Genomic DNA, 17,086 nt, shown 5'->3' with positions numbered 1-17,086 from the left:
ATCAGCCGCATGGCAGGTCAGGCAACGCAGAGGGTCCCGGTGGCCTGCGTTTTCGACGCCTACGGCACCCTATTCGACGTGGGGTCCGTCGTCGGCCGGCACCAGGCCCGGCTGGGGGCTTCGGCCCAGCGCGTTTCGATGCTCTGGCGTCAGAAACAGCTCGAGTACACCTGGCTGCGCAGCCTGATGGGCCGGTACGCGGACTTCTTGACGGTTACGCGGGAAGCGCTTCTCTACAGCCTCCGGGCTTGTGGAATCGAGGACGCTAGGTTGGCCGAGGACTTGCTCGCGGGCTACTGGACGCCGGAAGCGTACCCAGAGGTTCACGAGTCGCTGGGCACACTCCACGAGAACGGCCTGCGACTCACGGTCTTGTCGAACGGCTCGCCCCCGATGCTCGAGGCGGCGGTCAAGGCGGCGCGACTCGACCGCTTCTTCGAAGCGCTGCTCTCCGTTGATGCCGTCAGCGTGTACAAGCCGGACCCACGTGTCTACCGGATGGCGACGCAGCACTTCGTGGCGGCCCCGTCCGACCTGGTCTTCGTTTCCGCCAACGCGTGGGACGTAGCCGGGGCTAGCACCTTCGGGCTGCGGGCCTTCTGGGTCAACCGGACGGCACAGCTTGCCGAGCATCTCCCGGGCGAGCCGGAAGCGAAGATCACCTCCCTTGCCGTGTTGCCGGAGCTGCTGCTAGCCGGACCGGGGCACTCGGGGAGTGGGGCAGAGCGTTCAGACCGCAGGGCGTGAGTCCGCTTGGGCTGAACAGCGCACAGCCCGTCAGAGTCACCGGAACCCAGAACGCTGGTCCGCTCGGCCGCGGGCGGCGCTCATGTCCCTCCGCGCCGAAAGGATTGCCCTGCTACCTCTGGGCAGTCGCAGACGTCATTTCGAGTCGGCCACGAAAAGCCCGTTCCACTCGTCCGGAGGGGGAGTCCTCAGGAACCTCCGACAGCGCTCCTCGAGAACCTGGCTGGGCGGGTCATCCTCTCGCCCTGCCAATAGTTTCAGGGCGTCGGCGAATCTTCTTTGCTGGTAAGCCTCTAGCGCGCGCTCGTAGGCCTTTATGCGCTCCTGCTGGCTTGCGGCTCCGGGCCCGGCACAGATCAGCTCGTAGACCCGGATACCCTGGCTCTTCCCTTTCACCGCCACAACGTCTACCAGACGAAAGGCAAACGCCTCCCCTGCGCTCTCGCGGATCGCCTGGCTCACGAGAATCGTCGTACCGTACGTCTTGTTCAGACCTTCCAACCGTGACGCCACGTTCACGCCGTCTCCCAGGGCAGTGTAGCTGAGCCGGTCGGGAGCCCCGAAGTGGCCGACCATCACTTTGTCTCGATGCAGACCAAAGCGCGTGCGGAAGGGCGGGAGCCCGGCCCAGTCCCGTGAGCTCATGAGTGCTCCCGTCGCCTCCAAGCACTCAAGGGCGGCTGAGCAGGCGTGAGTGGCATGATCCCTTTGAGCTTCCGGGGCGTTCCAGAGAGCCATGACCGCGTCGCCGATGTACTTGTCGACCGTACCCCCCGCCGCGTGGATGGCCGCCGTCATGACGGCGAAATACCGGCCCAGCGCGGCAGCCAGCGTGTCCGGGGGAAGGCGTTCCGAAAGCATCGTGAAGTCTTGGATGTCCGTAAACATGAGGCTGACGTCGAGAAGCTCGCCGCCCAGCGTCGGCTCCTTCCGGGCCCGGTAGAGCTGCCGAACGAGGTCTATGGGTACGTACTTCCCCAGCGCCCGGAGAGCCGTTTTCGCCTGTTCCATGTCGGTCATCACTTCTGCGACGTCCCGGAACGGTGATGTCGCGGGGGCGGGGGCAAAGTCGAACTCTCGCATCCGCGCCGCCGACGCCACCATTCGGGCCAGACTGCCCCGCACGCTCCTCAAGGCCAGAATCCCGAACAGCAGGAGGACTCCACCCGCCGACACCGACACTAGCAGCAGCACCACGCGGACCCGGCGGAAGGCGCCCAGGTAGTGGTCTTCCGGCACCACGATCCCCACACGCCACCCTTGCGCCCCCCGCAGGTTCAGAGCGGACACCAGGAACGCCCGCCCCCCCACATCGAAACGGCCGAATCCCACGGGATCTTCAGGGCTGACCCGACGCAGAGCCGGATGGGCCAGGGCGACACGCATTTCCTCCGGCAGTCCCTCGGCCGCGGCTCGAAGGTCTCCTTTCTCCTCTTCGAACTTCTGCTCCGAGTGGAGGCGCGTGATGAGACGACCGTCCGCGTCCGCGAGAAAGACCCGATGCGGGTCGGCGGGATCGTTCGCGTCCACCCGGAGACGGGCCACCCGGTCGAGGGCGGTCGTGAGGAGCCCCACGCGGATCACGCCCAGGAAACGGCCCGCGTCGTCTTCGAGCACCTTCATGACCGTCACCACGACGCGGCGGTCCGCCTCCGGAAGCCGAGCGTCCAGCTCGGCGTAGTGCAGGTCCGTCCACAGAGGGTCGGAGGAAAAGCGATGGTGCTGTAGCGTCGAGGCAAACGTCGGGTGAACCGTGGGGTCCTCCCCGGGGCTGGCGGCGCGGGCAAAGGCCACCGCCCGGAGAGCGTAGGAACCCGGAGGCCGCGCCCGAACGTCGACCACGAAATCCTTCCCCTGCCGGTGCGAGTGGGAGGTGACGATGCGAGAAGCCTCGTTCCCTTCACGGAACACCGAGAGCTGCCATCTCTCTTGGGCCGCAAGCGGTGCGCTGGCGTCATCCGCGGTCCTTCTCGCGCGGGTGAGAGTCACCTCGGCCAGATCGGCGTTCGCCATCAGGTCAGTGAACAGGCATCGCTCGACTGAGAGCGGATCCTCGACATCCATGGCGCCGCTCCGGGCCTGCTTTGTTACGTCTTCGAGCGCGGCCTCGGCGCCTCCCAGCGTCCGTCTGACCTCGGCCTCCGCACGCCCGCTCAACGCTTCGCGCAATCGCTCGGAGGCGGCGAGAAGAGAATCCCCCCAACGCTGTAAGAGGAGACCGAGGAGCAGGCCGACCACCAGGGCTACTCCCGCGAGAGAGAGGGTGAGCGCGCGTCCCAGTGTAAGGCCCTTGGGATGTCCAGCGGGGTGGACGGGGCTCACTCTTCGGAAGGCTTCTCGGCTTTCTTCGTCCGCCGGATGACGGCATTGTGCACGAGCTCGGTCAGGCTACCCCTCCTGACACGCATCGCGTCGCGGCCCTCTTCTACGGGAACATCGAGAGGAATTTCCAGGCCGGCGGACTTCGTAAAGCCGAGCTTCTGGCTGGCGTAGACGCTCCTATGGCCCACGATGAGAAAGGCCGTGCCCGCGCACAGCGCCGCATAGACCCCCAGCTGCGTGGGAAGGAGCTCCATTCCCATGACCGCCGCTGCGATGGGCGTATTGGCGGCCGCGGCCAGGACGGAGACGAACCCGAAGGCGGCGAAGACACCCGAAGGCAGGCCCGCGGCCTGGGCTAGGGCGGCCCCGCTCGTAGCCCCGATGAAGAAAAGCGGGGTGACGATGCCACCGCTACCCCCTGTCTCCAGGGTGATGGCGGTCGCGAGGATCTTGAACAGGAAGGCCGCGACCACGACCTTCGCCGTTCCCGCGAGCGAGGACTCGATGACCTGGGTCCCCAATCCAGCGTACTGGTCGCCGACGACGACGTAGAACAAGGCGAGCACCGCTCCCCCGCCCGCGGCGACCAGATACGGATGATGACTCACGCGGCGGAGCGCTCTCTCCATGCCCCTCATGCTCTCGATGAGAAGGAGCGCGATCAAGCCGAAGGCACCGCCGAAGGCGATGGAGAGGGGGACGATGGTCTTTTGGTCCAGCACGGACAGGTCGCTGTGCAAAACGGGGACAGGGGCGCTCACGCCGCAGACCAGGTGGGCCACGATACCGGACACGAGGCAGGGGAAGAGCACGGCGTATTCGATGCGCCCCAGGTAAAGGACCTCGATTCCGAAGAGGGCGCCCGAGACCGGGGTCCCGAACACGGCGGCAAAGCCGGCGCCGATGCCGCAGATCACGAGCCGCCGCCGATCTTCGTCCTTGAGGCGAAGCAGGTCGGCGAAAAGACTGGTGATGGCGGCACCGATTTGGGCGCAGGGCCCCTCCTTCCCAACCGAGCCCCCGAACGCCAGGGTGAGCACGGTCGCAAGCAGCTTGACGGGGGCCACCAGCCAGTCGACCTTGCCCGACCTCTGGTGGACGGCGGCGATCACGGCCTCCGTCCCGTGCCCGTGGGCCGACGGCGCGAAGCTGCGGATCAGCCAGACGCAGAGAGGGAGCGCGACGGGAAGCAGATAGTAGGGCTTGAAGCCGCCGGCGAAGAAATGTGCCGTCAGACGCGAGGAGGCGGCCAGTGACCAGAGGAAGACGCGCGTTCCCTCCCCGACGCAAACCCCGGCCGCCGCCCCCAGCAATGACCACTTGACCGTGCTGATGAGGAGAGCCGTGTGCTCGGTGTACCACCTGTTCTCATCGGAGAGGTGCGGCGGCTCTGGCTCGTCCGAGGGCTGCAACAATAAAGGATTCCCCGCTGGCGAGGGCACGAAGGGCTAAACGGATCCCTCCCGAGGCTCGATCGTACCACCTGCAGGGTCAGAGCAACGCTTGCCAGGGCCACGATCTATGCGGCGCTACACACCTAAATCTGATCGCCTTCGAGCGTGAGCCAATTGCCGCTCCTTTTGCGCATGTGCAAGTGAGAACAGCCGGTCGTGCTTTCTGGTGAGGTTCTGTCCGGGCCTCGTCCTTGGAAACGCCCCGGCCGGATCCAAGAGGAAGGATTGACCTCTAAAGCAACTGTGGGGCTCTCTACCCAACCAAGCTGCCAAGGGACGGCGGAAGGAGAAGAGCTGAAGAGTCGATGCCGGCTCCTCTTCCTCCGCTTCCTAAGGCCCCGACCGGAGCGGCTCAGGTCAGTGCGGAGGGAGGCGCCCATCGGTCTATTGCTTCCACGTCGTTCGAGAGAGCGCGTGAACTGTTGCACGGACTGGCTTCAGCCTAAGTCGGCGAGCCCCCGCACAGGACGGGTGGCTTTGCACGCGATGCTGATGTTGCTCATCGCGGGCTGGACTGTTACCGCGGACACCCCGACTCCGCCTCCCGACCCCAGCACCGACCCGAAGACCTTCCCCGCTGACATTGCCCGCTACCACCCGACCCTCAAGGAAAGCTATCGGATGAGCGCGGCCGGCGCGCTCGCCCATCTTCGTACGAACGATGGGCCGGCACAGGTGGCGCGCTTCTACGCGGATTTCGCCGCCCACGAACACTGGACGATCGATCCCGACCTCATCTCGGAACGCCCGACCGGAAACGTGCTGATTTACCGGAAGGGTGATCGGCTGCTCCGGGTGGACGCGTTCACCAACCCACTCCGGAAGACGACGGAGGTCTACCTGATGGTGGCGCGCGACTTGCCCTCGCCGACACCATCGGCCTCGCCCAGACCGAGGGGGACTCGATGATCGCGCTGACGGCAGGGCTAGCCCTCCTCCTCGCGGCGGGAAACGTCGACGAGATCACGATCTACATCGACTACAACGAGCAGGACGGAATGGCAGCCAGGTGCGGCACGGAGATCGACCTCTTCGGCGGGGGCGCTACCCTCTCGGGCGCGGGCGGCATTGCCGCTGGCCTGCAGGGGCTCCGCAGCCTCGACTCTCTCTTATCGGACGCCTTCTCCGGCAAAGTCGACAAACTCCCCAAGCTCCCCAAGACCACCGGCGAGACCGTCACCCAGATGATGTCCACGCCCGTCGCCGGGATGGCGGCGACGATCCCGCCAACCACCAGCTCCTACTTCGCCTCTGTCGAGGCCAGGCTTACGTACGACGACGCCCGCCGGGCGTATGTTGTCAAGTCGGGCGGACTGCAATGGAGCGCCTCGGGCAGCGGCAAGATGAAGGCCAAGGGCCACTTCCTCTACGACAACCTCTCTGGCGAAGGGAGCTACGCGCTCAAGAGAGATGACATCGTGGTCACCTTCAAGGACGGGAGCGCAAAAAACTCCTTCGATCCCGGCCTGTCAGCTCAGGACACCACCTACCGCCTCAAGCTCAACATCCGCCACCCGGCGACTCTTACCGGAGAGAGTGGCTGGATCGTGGATGGCGGCAGGGTGATGAGCATGAAGCACCGATACGGCGAGCAGTCCACGGATCTGAAGATCGTCGCTTTGGGCGAGTCCCCGCCCGTGCCTCCCGGGCCACCCTGCAGGGTCGACAAGGGGATCAGCTACGATGCGAGCGAGCGGGAGCTCAAGGACCGCGAAGGGAGCTACGACGAGACCTGGCTAAGCCCCGTGGGCTCCTTCACGTTCATCTCCTGGAGCATCACCGCTCCCTTCCAGCTGAAATACCACCAGACCGGGCTTGATGTAGCTCTGCTGAAGTACGGCGGCAACGAGATAGACGCCAAGGTCCTCGAGATGGTTGCCGGGGGCGGGAGTTCATGGCTGCCGCACGCGAACTTCCAGGGTGAGGTCCTGGTTGACGGAGTCAATCAAGTCAAGATTAACACCAGCCCCGGAAGCCCCACGGACCGTGACAACCTTGTGACGAGCTCGGGGTACGAGATCGATCGCCAAATCCGCGTGTGGGATCCGCCCGGATCGACGTCGAGTGCGTGGCTTCCGGACAATAAGTTCCCGACCCAGGACTGGCTCGACAATCCGGCTGTCAGCATCGCCCTTGGTCCCCCGGACAGCTGGGGGTCAAAGCCGCCCAACAAAGGCACACTCGACGAGTTCCTGGTCAAGGTGAAGGACCACCCCGAGTTCGGTTTCATGTACGTCGCCTTCGTTATGGAAATACGCGGGCAAGTGGGCAAACGCCCGCCGGGTTACCGCATCAAGTACTCCGATCCCGAATCGATCGACGCGAAGACGTACAAGCAGATCCGCGACAGCGGCCGCCTGCACGCCTCAGGCCTCCCGTTCGGCACTCCAGAGGAGGGCTGGGTCGACCTGGTCAAGACGGCCGATGGAAAGTGGACCGCAAAGCCGCGTCCTTGATCGGTCCCGCCCGCCCTGAAGGCTTCCCGCAACGCGGCGCGTCAATCTTGGGCTTCTGGAGTGACCGGCCTAGCCCCTCCCCACGAAAGGCATCTTCGTGGCCATGATCGTCATGAATTGGACGTTCGCGTCCAAGGGCAGGTTTGCCATGTAGAGCACGGCCCTCCCCACGTGTGCAACGTCCATCAACGGCTCAACCTTGATCGAGCCGTCGGCCTGCGGGACGCCTGTCCCCATTTTCGCTGCTAGCTCGGTCAGCGCGTTGCCGACGTCGATCTGGCTGCAGGCGATGTCGTGCTTCCGTCCCTCGAGAGAGATGCACTTGGTGAGCCCCGTGACGGCGTGTTTCGTCGCCGTGTAGGGCGCGGAATTCGGCCGCGGAGCGTGGGCCGCGATCGATCCGTTGTTGATGATGCGGCCACCCTGCGGGTCCTGGCTCTTCATCATCCGGATAGCCTCCTGCGAACAAAGGAACATCCCGTTCAGGTTGACGTCCACCACTCGCTTCCACTGCTCGTAGGTCAAGTCTTCGATCGGGACCGGGGGCGCGCCTTTGCCGGCATTGTTGAACAGCACGTCCAGGCGCCCGAAGGCATCCTTCGTTCGAGCGAACAGCTCGCTCACCGCGGAAGGGTTGGTCACGTCGGTAGGCACGGTCAGGGCGCGCGACGCAGCCGGGCCGGCGTCCCTGGCGGTTTGCTCCAGCACGTCCTGGCGGCGCCCAGCGAGCACCACTCGGTAGCCATCGTTGAGCAGCGCCAGAGACGAGGCCTTCCCGATGCCTGTGCCGGCCCCGGTGACGACGGCAACCCGGTTGTGGGGACTCATCGGTGTCTCCTTACGATCAGTGGCGGCAAGTGTCGGCCATGACAGCGCCATGATGGTACTTCAGGCGGCCAGGGGCAGGGTCATCCACGCGTTACAAGACGCATGCCCTCGCGTCTTCAAGCATCGGAGACCGCTGTCTGGCGGGCCTCATCCCCAAGAACCGCCTGGAGCCGCGTCTACGCAGGGAACCCGAGTCGGCGCAGGAACTCGCCGCCCGCGGGCGCGTCGTCTAGTCAGGGCGCGTCCGAGGGGGGCGCGCTATGCACGCGGTAGCAGCAGAGGGCCCCCGTGCCGACGCGGCCCGCCAAGTGCCGGCCGACGACGGGGTTGGCGACGGAGATCTCGTCGATCGCCCGCTTGATCGCCTTGCGCACTGCCGTCCTGGCCCGCTCCGGTACATCCGCGAACGACCGTATGCGGCCGCCAAGACCCGTGGCGCGGGCCAGTTCCTGAGTCAGGGCCGCCAGCTCCTCTTGCTCACTCGCCGAGAGTTCCGGCTGCTGCCTCAGCTGGCGGATCCGCCCCCTAACCTCCGCCGCCGCCCGGTGGTCGAGAAGCGCGTCCCGGGGGCCGGAGGGCGGAGCCTCCGTGCCCTGGGCGACCAGAGCCAAGGCGCTGATGCTTTGATCCGGGACCGCCACGAGGCGAGCGAGGTAGCGCATGCCGACCCGATCAGGTACGGTCGCGATCTGGCCTTCCAGGACCACGCGCCAGCGCCCGGCCTCCGCGAGCGTCATCTGTGCGGCATCGGGCTCGCGTCCCCGTGCTCCCGATTCCGCACGAGCCAGCGCCGCCCGCCAGCCTTCCACCCGCTTCGTCATCGCCATGGCCTTGCCGGCTGCCACCGCCTGCTGAAGGAGAGTGCGGCTGCGGGGGACGTCATCGCTGCCCCCCCGTCGAAGAAGCGCCAAGCCCAGCTCGGCCTTGACCAGAGCTACGGCCGGACGGTGCCCCCATCGCTCGTTGGCGGCCAGGGCGCCCGTAAAGTGCTCAATGGCGAGGTCGAGCTTTCCGCAGGCGAGGGCCGCCGCTCCTAGCGCGCGCCGGACAGATCCGAAGCAAACCACAGCGAGGGACGCGATGATGGGGAGGTCGGCATAGGGAAGCAGCCGGTTGTGGGCTGCCTCGGCAATCTCGCCATCGCCCAGAGCCGAGGCGAGTTCCACTAGGACGAGCATGGTGAGAAGCCAGGAGCTCGAGAAGGGTATGGAGGCGAGTCCGTTGCGTCTTACGCGCTCGAGCAAGGCGTGGGCCGGCTCCGGCCTCCCCGCCCGGAGGGCAAACAGCGTGGCCGCGGCGCCGAACGCCCGCTCCCGCTGCTCGATTAGAGTCGGTGAGGTGGCAATCGACGACACCAGGTCGGCGAGCTCGGCTTCCCGCCCTTGGAAGAAACGGATGGCGCACAGATGAGCGCCCCGGTAGGCCAGGGCGTCCGCATCACCCACCTCCCCTCCGAGCTCGAAACACGCCGTGGCCGCTTCCTCCGCCTCGTCGAACCGCCCGCCCCGGATGGCCAGCATGACCTCCATGGCACGCACGATGAAGAGGATGCTGCGGCAGCGTAGCGTATCCGCCCGCAGCCGCAGCTCTTCTAGGGCTATGCCGGCACTCGGATCTCCGAGCAGGAAGAGGTCCACCGTGCGCCAGCAGAGGCCGACCAGCGAGAGCAGTCCATCTCCAGCCGCGGCCGCGGCCGCGATCAGCTCGTTGGCCAAGGCTGGGCGGCACCAGGTGTGCTCAGGGGTCAGCAATGCGTGATGACACAGAGACAGTGCTTCGGCGAGAGCGTGACTGTCGCCGGTGCCCCGCGCCGCCTCCACGACCTCCAGGACCGGTGCCACCGAGCCGCCGCGGTAGGCCTCCTCGGCCGCCAGCCGAGCGGCCAGACGGGTACGCAGGGCGGTCTCCTGCAGAGGCAAGCCTTCGAGGGCGCCCCGTTGCAATGCCCGCACCCGCTCCCCGTCGTCCGCGAGCCGGTGCTCACCCACCCACACTCCACCCAGGCCCAGAGCGGCGCGGGCAAGGGCAACCGAATTCTTCTCTGCCCCCGCCACTCGCGCCGCCTGCTGAAAAAGCGGACGAGCTTCGGCCAGCCGGCCACAGGCCAGGACCGACTCCGCCCGCTCCACCACGAGTTCCGCGGCCGGATTTGTGAGCCCGGCGTCGTCGTGGATCTCGACTGCGCGCCCAAGGAGCGCGGCTGCCGGTTCGAAACCATCGGTCGCCCGCAGTGTTCGCGCCGCTTCGCGGGCGATCGCGACCGCGGTGCTGGCGTCCGCCAGCGAGCGGCTGGCGGCGGCCAGGGCATGGTGCACTCGGCGCAACATCTTCACGGGCTCGTGACCGCTCAGGAGAACGGTGGCGCGGGCGTGGGCGTCGAGGCGGTCTTTCTCAAGGAGTGTGGACATTGCCGTCTGACGGAAGAGGTCGTGCAGAAAGCCAAAGCGGCCGCTCTCCAGTTCCGTGACCAGACCGAGCTTGGTGGCCTTTGCCAGCAACTCCGCCGCCTCGGCGGGCGACGACATGGCCAACCGCGCCACCTCGTGGGCAGACACGTCTGGACCGAGCAGCGCGGCCAAGGCCAGGAGTTTTCGGTCCTCAGGACTGAGCCCTTCGAGGAGCGCGCCCACCACGTGGTCCACCCCGCCCACCACACCGCCTGCGTCAAGCTCGCTCCGGAGCGTGAGGCTGCGGAGGTGAAGGGGATTGCCCTTGGTCACGGTAGCTACGCAGCGCAGGAGCTGCGGTTCGGGGGGGGTGAGCCCGGACGCGGAGAAGTAGCTTCTGATCGCATCCTCGGAGAGGGCGGGCAGGGTGATCACCATCGCGTCACGACCCAGCTCCGAGAGCAGCTCCAGGACTTCCTTCGACTGCGGCGGCCCCTGGTCCCGCCGCGTCAGGAGCATCAGGAGGGGGACTCTTCGCCGCTCGCGAGCAAGAAACCGAGCCAGGAGGAGGGTCACGGAGTCGGCGACATTCACGTCGTCCAAAACGATCACGAAGGGAGCGTTGCGGGGGGCCAGTTGAAAAAACTCGAGGACGGCTAAGAATCTGGAGAACCTCCCGCGCGAAGCGTCACCTTCACGCTCCTCGAGAAGGCCATCGGGGGCCCGGAGGTCGCGCAAGATGTTGAGCCACGGCCACAACGGTGGCGCCTCGCCGTCTTCCCAGCATCGTCCGATCGCGACCCGTGCTCCGCGCCGCTGGGCACGCATCACGATCTCCTCGGCCAGACGGGTCTTGCCGATCCCAGCCGGCCCTTCGATGAGCGCGACCTGACCCTCACCATGCCTGGCGGCACCGAGCATGCGCATCAGCTGGTTGAGCTCGATTGAGCGGCCGACGAAAGCGGTCCTGGCGGCAGGACGCATTGCCTTGACCCCACGGAAGCCAGCCAAGTCCCCGCTTGTGCCGCCTCGGGGCACAGGGCAGTCACGGCGAAGGAGTCACAGCCGGCGCGCCACGACTAGTGGGACAGTCTACCAGCCATCCCCGGAGGCCGCCAGGGAGGGGCAACCTGATCCGGGCCTAAGAACCAAGTCGATTTGCCAGCGAGTCAGGAGGTCTGCAGGAGAGCCTCACCCCGTCGCCATGGTTGACCGGCACGAACGAGGCTGTTAAGCCGATCCCCCTCACCCTGGGACCTTCGCGGGCCGTCCCAGATGACCATTCTTCAGATCGAATCCCCGCGGCTCTCCGCCATGGCCGGTCTGGGCGGCGGAGTCGGCAAAGGGGTCCGGAGCGGGCAAGTCCGTCGAGCGCCTCGGTTTGGGCCCGTTCGAACCTGACTGTGCTTAGGCTGAGGTACCGGCCGGGGCCGGCCTTCGTATGGTGATGCGAAGGGAGCGTCTACCGCTCAGCGCTTGTGGGCTAGAATCCGGTCGGTTCTTCGTTCGCATCCGCATCCGTGACGGCGCACCCTCCCTTGGGGCGCTTGACCAAACGCGACCCCCGGCAGCCGGTTGCGACCGAGCAGAGGCCGCCCAAGGCTATCGGACCTGACTCGGCGTCGGTTCGTGGTAGCGTGGCATCCTGACTCGCCCACATGACGGGCGCTACGGCCAGGAGGGCCGGAGGTTAAGCACGTGGAGCGTCGAGACCCCCGCCGACGTTTGGCGGACGCCGCGGGAAGCGTGAACGGCACACTCAGGACGCCGACTCCGATCATAGGGTCGTCGGCGACCAAGGAGGCGCGTTTTGTTGTTCAGTGCGGGAGTGAAGGCGGTGGATTGAGGCCGCCGAGATCCCCCTGGCCGGTGCCCTCCCCGACGCCTCCGTCCTTCCCCTCCCCCGATCGCTCCGCCGCCTCGTTCAGCTCGTAGATGTCGATCCCGACATGTGCGACATGGACGAGCTCGTGGACGACGTGGATGGTCTCGACGACCTTAACAACGATGGCCGGCCCCTCCTCCGCTTCAGCGAGGGCGGCAATGTTCAGCCCGCGTTCCCACCACACCTTATGCTCGCCGGTGATGAGGTCCTTGCCCGTGAAGGCTTCGATCACACCCTTGACCTCCCCGACCACGGGAACGAGGTTGAGGAGGGAGCTCGCCAGCTTGGTATCGGCTTCCAGCACCGCCTGCGAAATGTAGGTCGGCGAGGCGTCCGCGCCCGCCGCGGGCGGAACAAGTACTCCGCCGTCTTGGGCAACGGGATCGCCAGGGGGAGTCGTGGGATCGAGGTGGGGGACCTCGAAGGGTGCCTCGATCGGATGCAACTCGAAGTCAGGTGCGCTCATGGGTTCGGGGGGCTCCTCCTCAGCCGGTGATGTTGTATGTCGCCCAATGGCCACGCGTATCGAACAACCCCTGCTCGAGCTTGGCCGCGCTCTGGGCCGCTTGTTGCTGCTGCTCCCCGATCATGTCGGAGGCCGCTTTCAATTCGCCCTCGTAGTTGGCCGCCGATTGGCCCAAGCTGGCCAGGACATCGGTCAACGCCTGGGCCTCCTTGTGGGAGGAGGCCAGCTGTGCGTCCATCAGCTGGCCCCATTTCTCGACGGTGTAGGATGCGATCTCCTGCTCGTGTGGCGCTATGCCTTCGAAGGCATGGTCAAGGAGATCATGGAGTTGCGCGACCTTGCTCCTCCAATCCGCCTCCCTGCCGTTGAGCAGCCCCTCACAGTCCTTCTCGAAATAGTCCACCAGCCGAGTCACCGATTCCTCGACCTGCCGCTTCCAGTCGGCGACCATCGTTCTTAGGCCCCCCCCGACGACCTGCTCCACAGCCGCGACCGCCTCTTCGAGGTGCTGGCTGACGGAATTGGCCCACTCCAGGGTGGCGTGACTGGAAGCTTCCGCTGCTTCAGCCAGGTCCTTGACCCGTTGACCCAGTTCGGAGAGAAGTCTGGAGCCGCCGGTCAGAGCCGCGTCTTCCCTGCCCAGCGTCTTCTCCCACTCTTTGACGGCGCTGTCTACGGCCTCCGCCACTCGACTTAGGTTCGTCGTAGCATCCGACGCTTGGTCGGAAAGCATCTGCTCGGTCTGTTCTGCGTCCTTCCGCATGGCATCCACGATGTCGTGCAGCGCGCGCCTGTCCCCGGTCAGCCGCCCACCCAGGCCTTCGAGATGGTGGATCGCCTCCTGACACTCCCTCTGGGCTTCGGATAGTGACTGGATCAGGGGCTGGAGTTGGGTCGCGGCCTCGTGGGCCGCGGTCTCGAGATCACTCATGGATTTGCCACCGATTGCTCCACCCCGAGCTTGCGTGCGGCTTCCTGGATCTGCCCTATGGCGGCCCGCATGGGCTCCATTTCGCCCTTGGCCCGGCCCAGGGCCGCACCGAGGTCCTGCTCGTGCTTGGCCAGAGTATCCTCCCCTTTGCTGGCCGCGGCTGCGAGTCGATCCAGCTCGCTACCCAGTATTCCCGCCGCCTCTACGACAGGCGTGGTGAGGTCGTGCTCGACCTGCTCGCCCGCTCCGTCCACCTTGTCCATGAGCTGCTGGCTGAGCCTGGAGAGGAAAGCCTGCGCCCCATCCCTGTAAGCGCTTCCCTTGGCGTGGAAGGCCCCCATGGCTTCCTGCGCCCCTGACTGTGCCTCCGAACTGATCGCGAGCAGACGTGTCAACAGAGCCTGCGCCGCCGTGGTAAGCCGCTGCTTAGCTGCCTCGGCGGAGCTGTGGAAGCTGTTCACCTCCTCCTGCATGGCCTGCAAAGCCTGGTGGAGCCGTTCGTTCGCTTCTTCGGCATCGTGGCGGAGCCGCGCCAGTGCCGCCTCCCCCACGGTCTGTGATTGGCCGACCTTTGCTCCCGCCTCGGCCAATATTTCGTGCAGCTTGTGCACTTCATCTATCACCTCATCCACCCGGCTTGCGACCTGTTCCTCATGCTCCGGGGTGGCTTCTTGCCAGGCCTCGGTCACCGTGGTGCCCGCCTCCTCGAGGCGCTTTTCATCCGCCTCGATCTGGGTGGCAATCTGGGGCAGTGCGTCGCGAAGTGCCGTCAGCTCCGTGGCTGCCTCATCCCGCTCGGAATCGACCTCGTCCAGCAGCTCCTGCGCCGCCGTCCTCAGGGCCTCCGCACCGTGCAGCACCTCGGCCACCTTGTTGGCGAGTAGGGGCACGGTGTCCGACACCGTCTGCAGATCTTCCTTGAGGCTCATTCCGCCATCGCCTCCGTGGCTGCCCGGATTCGCTGCAGCATTGCCTCCGCCTCGGGCACCTTGTTAGCCAGATCCGAAAGGCTTTGGACGTCCGGCTTGGCCTCGTCCGCCTGAACCGTGCTTCGCTCGAACTCGAGCTGGAGCCTCGCCAACGCCTCCTTGGTCCGTCCTAGTGCCTGATTCAGTTCGCTGGCTTGGGCGTCGACGGCCGCGGCAAGCTGTCGCGTAGTGAGGTCCACTTGTCCGCGCACGTGGTTGCCGTCCTCACCCACAGCCGACACGAGCTGGTCACGCAGACCGGCCAACTCCCGGCTCGCGTCCGGCTCTTCGCCCCGAAACCTGGGAATGGTCTCGTGCGTCACTTTCTCCGCCTCGGACTCGGGGTCGTTCCAATAGGCGTGGTCCATGAGCGGCGGCCCGCTCAGATCGTGTCCCGCCTCGGTGGCGTCTCGGGCCGCGTGCTCGACGTCACCCGCCAAGGTGCTGAAGAGATGCGCGAGCCCGGGGAGGACCTCGTCTACAACCTGGGTCCACTTCTCAAACTCGGCGTGCTCGTGGGCCAGGGCCGAGGTCAGCGGCTCCCAGCCTGAGCTCTTCATTTCCTGGAACACCGATTCCAGTCCCATCGCCTTCTCCTTGAGCTGCGGGCTCCACTGGCCCTCGAGGGTGGCGGCGGCCTTCTCAAGGTCGCCCAGTACGGAGGTCTTCGCTTGTTCCGCGGCCTGGCCCAGGTCTGAGCAGGCCTTCTCGATAGCCAGCCCCGACGCCTCCACCTCCTTCTGCAGGGCGTCCAACTCCGTGGCCAGGGCGGCGATGTCCAGCGAAAGCCTCGACTCCGTATCGCCCAGGTCGTGAGCTAGGCGCCCCAAGTCCGCCGCCCCCGATTCCAGCACCGGATTGCTTGTGCGCAGAAGCTCGCAGAAGGCCTGAATCTTCTCCGCCGGTTCCTCGATCGGCATCAGACCGTGGCGACGTCGGCGGAGTGACTGAGCGTCTGGGCGACCTCGCCCAGTTCGGCCACTGCCTTCTCGCCCTCTTGGAGGATGGCGTCGGTGGCAGACTGCAACTCGGAGTGGGCGGCGGGCTCCTGCATGGCTTGCAGGCGCCCCATTGCGTCACGCGCCTCATCGAACGCCCCCGTGAGGTAGGTCGAGGCCGGATCGGGTTCACTCTTCGACTCGTCCAGGTAGCTATGGCGCACGGCATCCACGAGGTCGTTGTGGCTTTCGATCGCGTTGTTAGAGTAGTCAACGAACCCGTTGGCCACCGCCGCCAGCATCTGCTCGAGGCCGTGTGCTGTGATGCTCGTCACCTTGTGGGCCGAGTGGCCAAGGTCGTCGAGCGTCTCGTACAGGCTCTGGTGGGCTTTCTCGATCGCCTTGGTGGCATCGTCGACCATCCCCTGGAAGTGGCTTAATTCCTGCTTCGCCTCGTCAAGCCGTGCGTTCATGTGCTCCTCGAACGCGTGCACTTGGGCGGCGAGGGAATGGAAGCCGTTCTCCGCCTCGAGCGCTGACCCTTGGAGGTCGTGGAACCCCCGGGAGCGCGCCTCGGCCAGGTTAGACGCCTCACCCTCCATCGCGACCAGCATGTCCTTCACCGCCGTCGCCGCCTTGATCGCCTCCGGTGTGACCGAGTTGAGCTCCTGGGCGGTGATGTCTGCGGCGTGACCGGACTGCTGGCCCGTCCGGCGGACGGCGGCGATGGCCTCGGTGTACTCGTGATGCAGCCGTTCCGTCGCCTCCACTGCTCGAGTGCCGAGAGCCTGAGCCTGCTCCAGGACTTCGTGCGCCGCCGAGACCCCGGCAGCCGCCCGCGCCGCTAGCTCGGCGCAGCACTGGACCGCCTCGTCGAGCAGCTGGTTCATCAAGGGAGTTCCCATCTTCGCGCCCTCCTCGCCGCGCTCCGTCTCGTAGTCCAGGGGGGCGAGGTCGCCCGTAATCGGCTGCCACCGTCCGCGCGGCCATTTCCTCGCGGCGAACCGGCCGGGGCAGGCGATCCCCTGGTACCCACCGACTCGTCCTCATGCACCCGGGGTCCGCCCCGGTGCCCCAAGACCCCCATCTCAGTTCCCTAGGCGTGACGCGGCTGTGCCACCCCACGGCACACCCCCCCGCGCACCCGCTTTGCGCCCCCCCGCCTGAGCTCGGCCAAGCTCGGAAGAAGGGGAGGCGTCAGGAAGGCCGGGGTCGTGGTCATCTACTCGTTCCGAGCCCTGTTATCGACGTGCAGTTTAATCGTGGACTAGAAGGTCACAGCCCCCTTAGTTTGTAGTTAAAGCGGTTCACATTCCCTCTAAACCCTGTGCTCCCAGGGATCATGGCGCATGCTGGAGAAGGCTTCCGAACACAGAAAGTGGGGAAGAACCGGGAAATCGTGGACTGCCCGTCCTTTTCCCCCCCCATCAATGAGATTCCACGAATTCACTGCCAGCCCCTCTTGCACTCCTTGGACCTCGCCTGACCACCTCTAGTGTAATGCTTCGGAGTTGGCGAGGGACGCGCCCGGGCCGGTTGGGAGAGCAGAGGCCCGGTGCGCCTTCTTGATGAAGGCTGAGCACGAGAGTGGCGATTTGCGCCTACCGGTTCCGGGCGTACCCGACGCCGCGGCAGCAGCGCCGGCTGGCCCGTGAGTTCGGGGCCGCGCGCTGGGTCTATAACCGTGGCCTGGAAACGATCTCC

The 17,086-nt window shown here is 66.2% G+C and carries 13 protein-coding genes; 4 read left to right on the top strand and 9 right to left on the bottom strand.

Going from position 1 to position 17,086, the window contains the following annotated elements; genetic code table 11:
• The first annotated feature begins 9 nt into the window (after positions 1-9).
• Positions 10-747, top strand: a complete 738-nt coding sequence (locus tag VN461_14425; protein HXB55978.1) for a haloacid dehalogenase type II — start codon at positions 10-12, stop codon at positions 745-747.
• A 135-nt stretch (positions 748-882) separates the two neighbouring features.
• Here VN461_14425 and VN461_14420 read toward each other — a convergent pair whose 3' ends face one another.
• Positions 883-3,069, bottom strand: coding sequence for an adenylate/guanylate cyclase domain-containing protein (locus tag VN461_14420; GenBank protein HXB55977.1), 2,187 nt, complete (start codon positions 3,067-3,069; stop codon positions 883-885).
• Positions 3,066-4,484, bottom strand: coding sequence for a chloride channel protein (locus VN461_14415; protein ID HXB55976.1), 1,419 nt, complete (start codon positions 4,482-4,484; stop codon positions 3,066-3,068). Before VN461_14415 ends, VN461_14420 begins: the two co-directional genes overlap by 4 nt.
• Before the next feature lie 525 nt (positions 4,485-5,009).
• On the opposite strand from VN461_14415, the gene VN461_14410 reads away from it, so the two are divergent.
• Together VN461_14410 and VN461_14405 are read left to right on the top strand one after the other, a co-directional pair.
• Entirely contained in the window at positions 5,010-5,432 is a 423-nt protein-coding gene (locus VN461_14410) for a hypothetical protein (GenBank protein HXB55975.1), read from the top strand.
• Positions 5,429-6,979, top strand: a complete 1,551-nt coding sequence (locus VN461_14405; GenBank protein HXB55974.1) for a hypothetical protein — start codon at positions 5,429-5,431, stop codon at positions 6,977-6,979. The genes VN461_14410 and VN461_14405 overlap by 4 nt, the downstream gene beginning before the upstream one ends.
• 69 nt (positions 6,980-7,048) lie before the next feature.
• On the opposite strand, the gene VN461_14400 is transcribed toward VN461_14405, so the two are convergent.
• The 7 genes from VN461_14400 to VN461_14370 form a co-directional block, all read right to left on the bottom strand.
• Positions 7,049-7,807, bottom strand: coding sequence for an SDR family oxidoreductase (locus VN461_14400; protein ID HXB55973.1), 759 nt, complete (start codon positions 7,805-7,807; stop codon positions 7,049-7,051).
• Between the two features lie 233 nt (positions 7,808-8,040).
• Positions 8,041-11,178, bottom strand: coding sequence for an AAA family ATPase (locus tag VN461_14395; GenBank protein HXB55972.1), 3,138 nt, complete (start codon positions 11,176-11,178; stop codon positions 8,041-8,043).
• An 833-nt stretch (positions 11,179-12,011) separates the two neighbouring features.
• Positions 12,012-12,545, bottom strand: a complete 534-nt coding sequence (locus VN461_14390; protein HXB55971.1) for a pre-toxin TG domain-containing protein — start codon at positions 12,543-12,545, stop codon at positions 12,012-12,014.
• Between the two features lie 19 nt (positions 12,546-12,564).
• Entirely contained in the window at positions 12,565-13,476 is a 912-nt protein-coding gene (locus VN461_14385) for a hypothetical protein (protein HXB55970.1), read from the bottom strand.
• Positions 13,473-14,405, bottom strand: coding sequence for a hypothetical protein (locus VN461_14380; protein ID HXB55969.1), 933 nt, complete (start codon positions 14,403-14,405; stop codon positions 13,473-13,475). The genes VN461_14385 and VN461_14380 overlap by 4 nt, the downstream gene beginning before the upstream one ends.
• A complete protein-coding gene (locus tag VN461_14375) occupies positions 14,402-15,364 on the bottom strand; it encodes a hypothetical protein (protein HXB55968.1) in 963 nt (320 codons plus the stop codon). Before VN461_14375 ends, VN461_14380 begins: the two co-directional genes overlap by 4 nt.
• Positions 15,364-16,287, bottom strand: a complete 924-nt coding sequence (locus VN461_14370) for a hypothetical protein (protein HXB55967.1) — start codon at positions 16,285-16,287, stop codon at positions 15,364-15,366. Before VN461_14370 ends, VN461_14375 begins: the two co-directional genes overlap by 1 nt.
• Before the next feature lie 682 nt (positions 16,288-16,969).
• Between VN461_14370 and VN461_14365 the strand changes: the two genes are divergently transcribed.
• Positions 16,970-17,086 (top strand): helix-turn-helix domain-containing protein (locus VN461_14365; protein ID HXB55966.1); only part of this gene is annotated, 117 nt, incomplete at its 3' end.

It is taken from the genome of Vicinamibacteria bacterium (assembly GCA_035570235.1).
In the GTDB taxonomy this organism is placed as follows: Bacteria; Acidobacteriota; Vicinamibacteria; order Fen-336; family Fen-336; genus DATMML01.
This window is presented reverse-complemented; position numbering and strand designations above follow the sequence as displayed.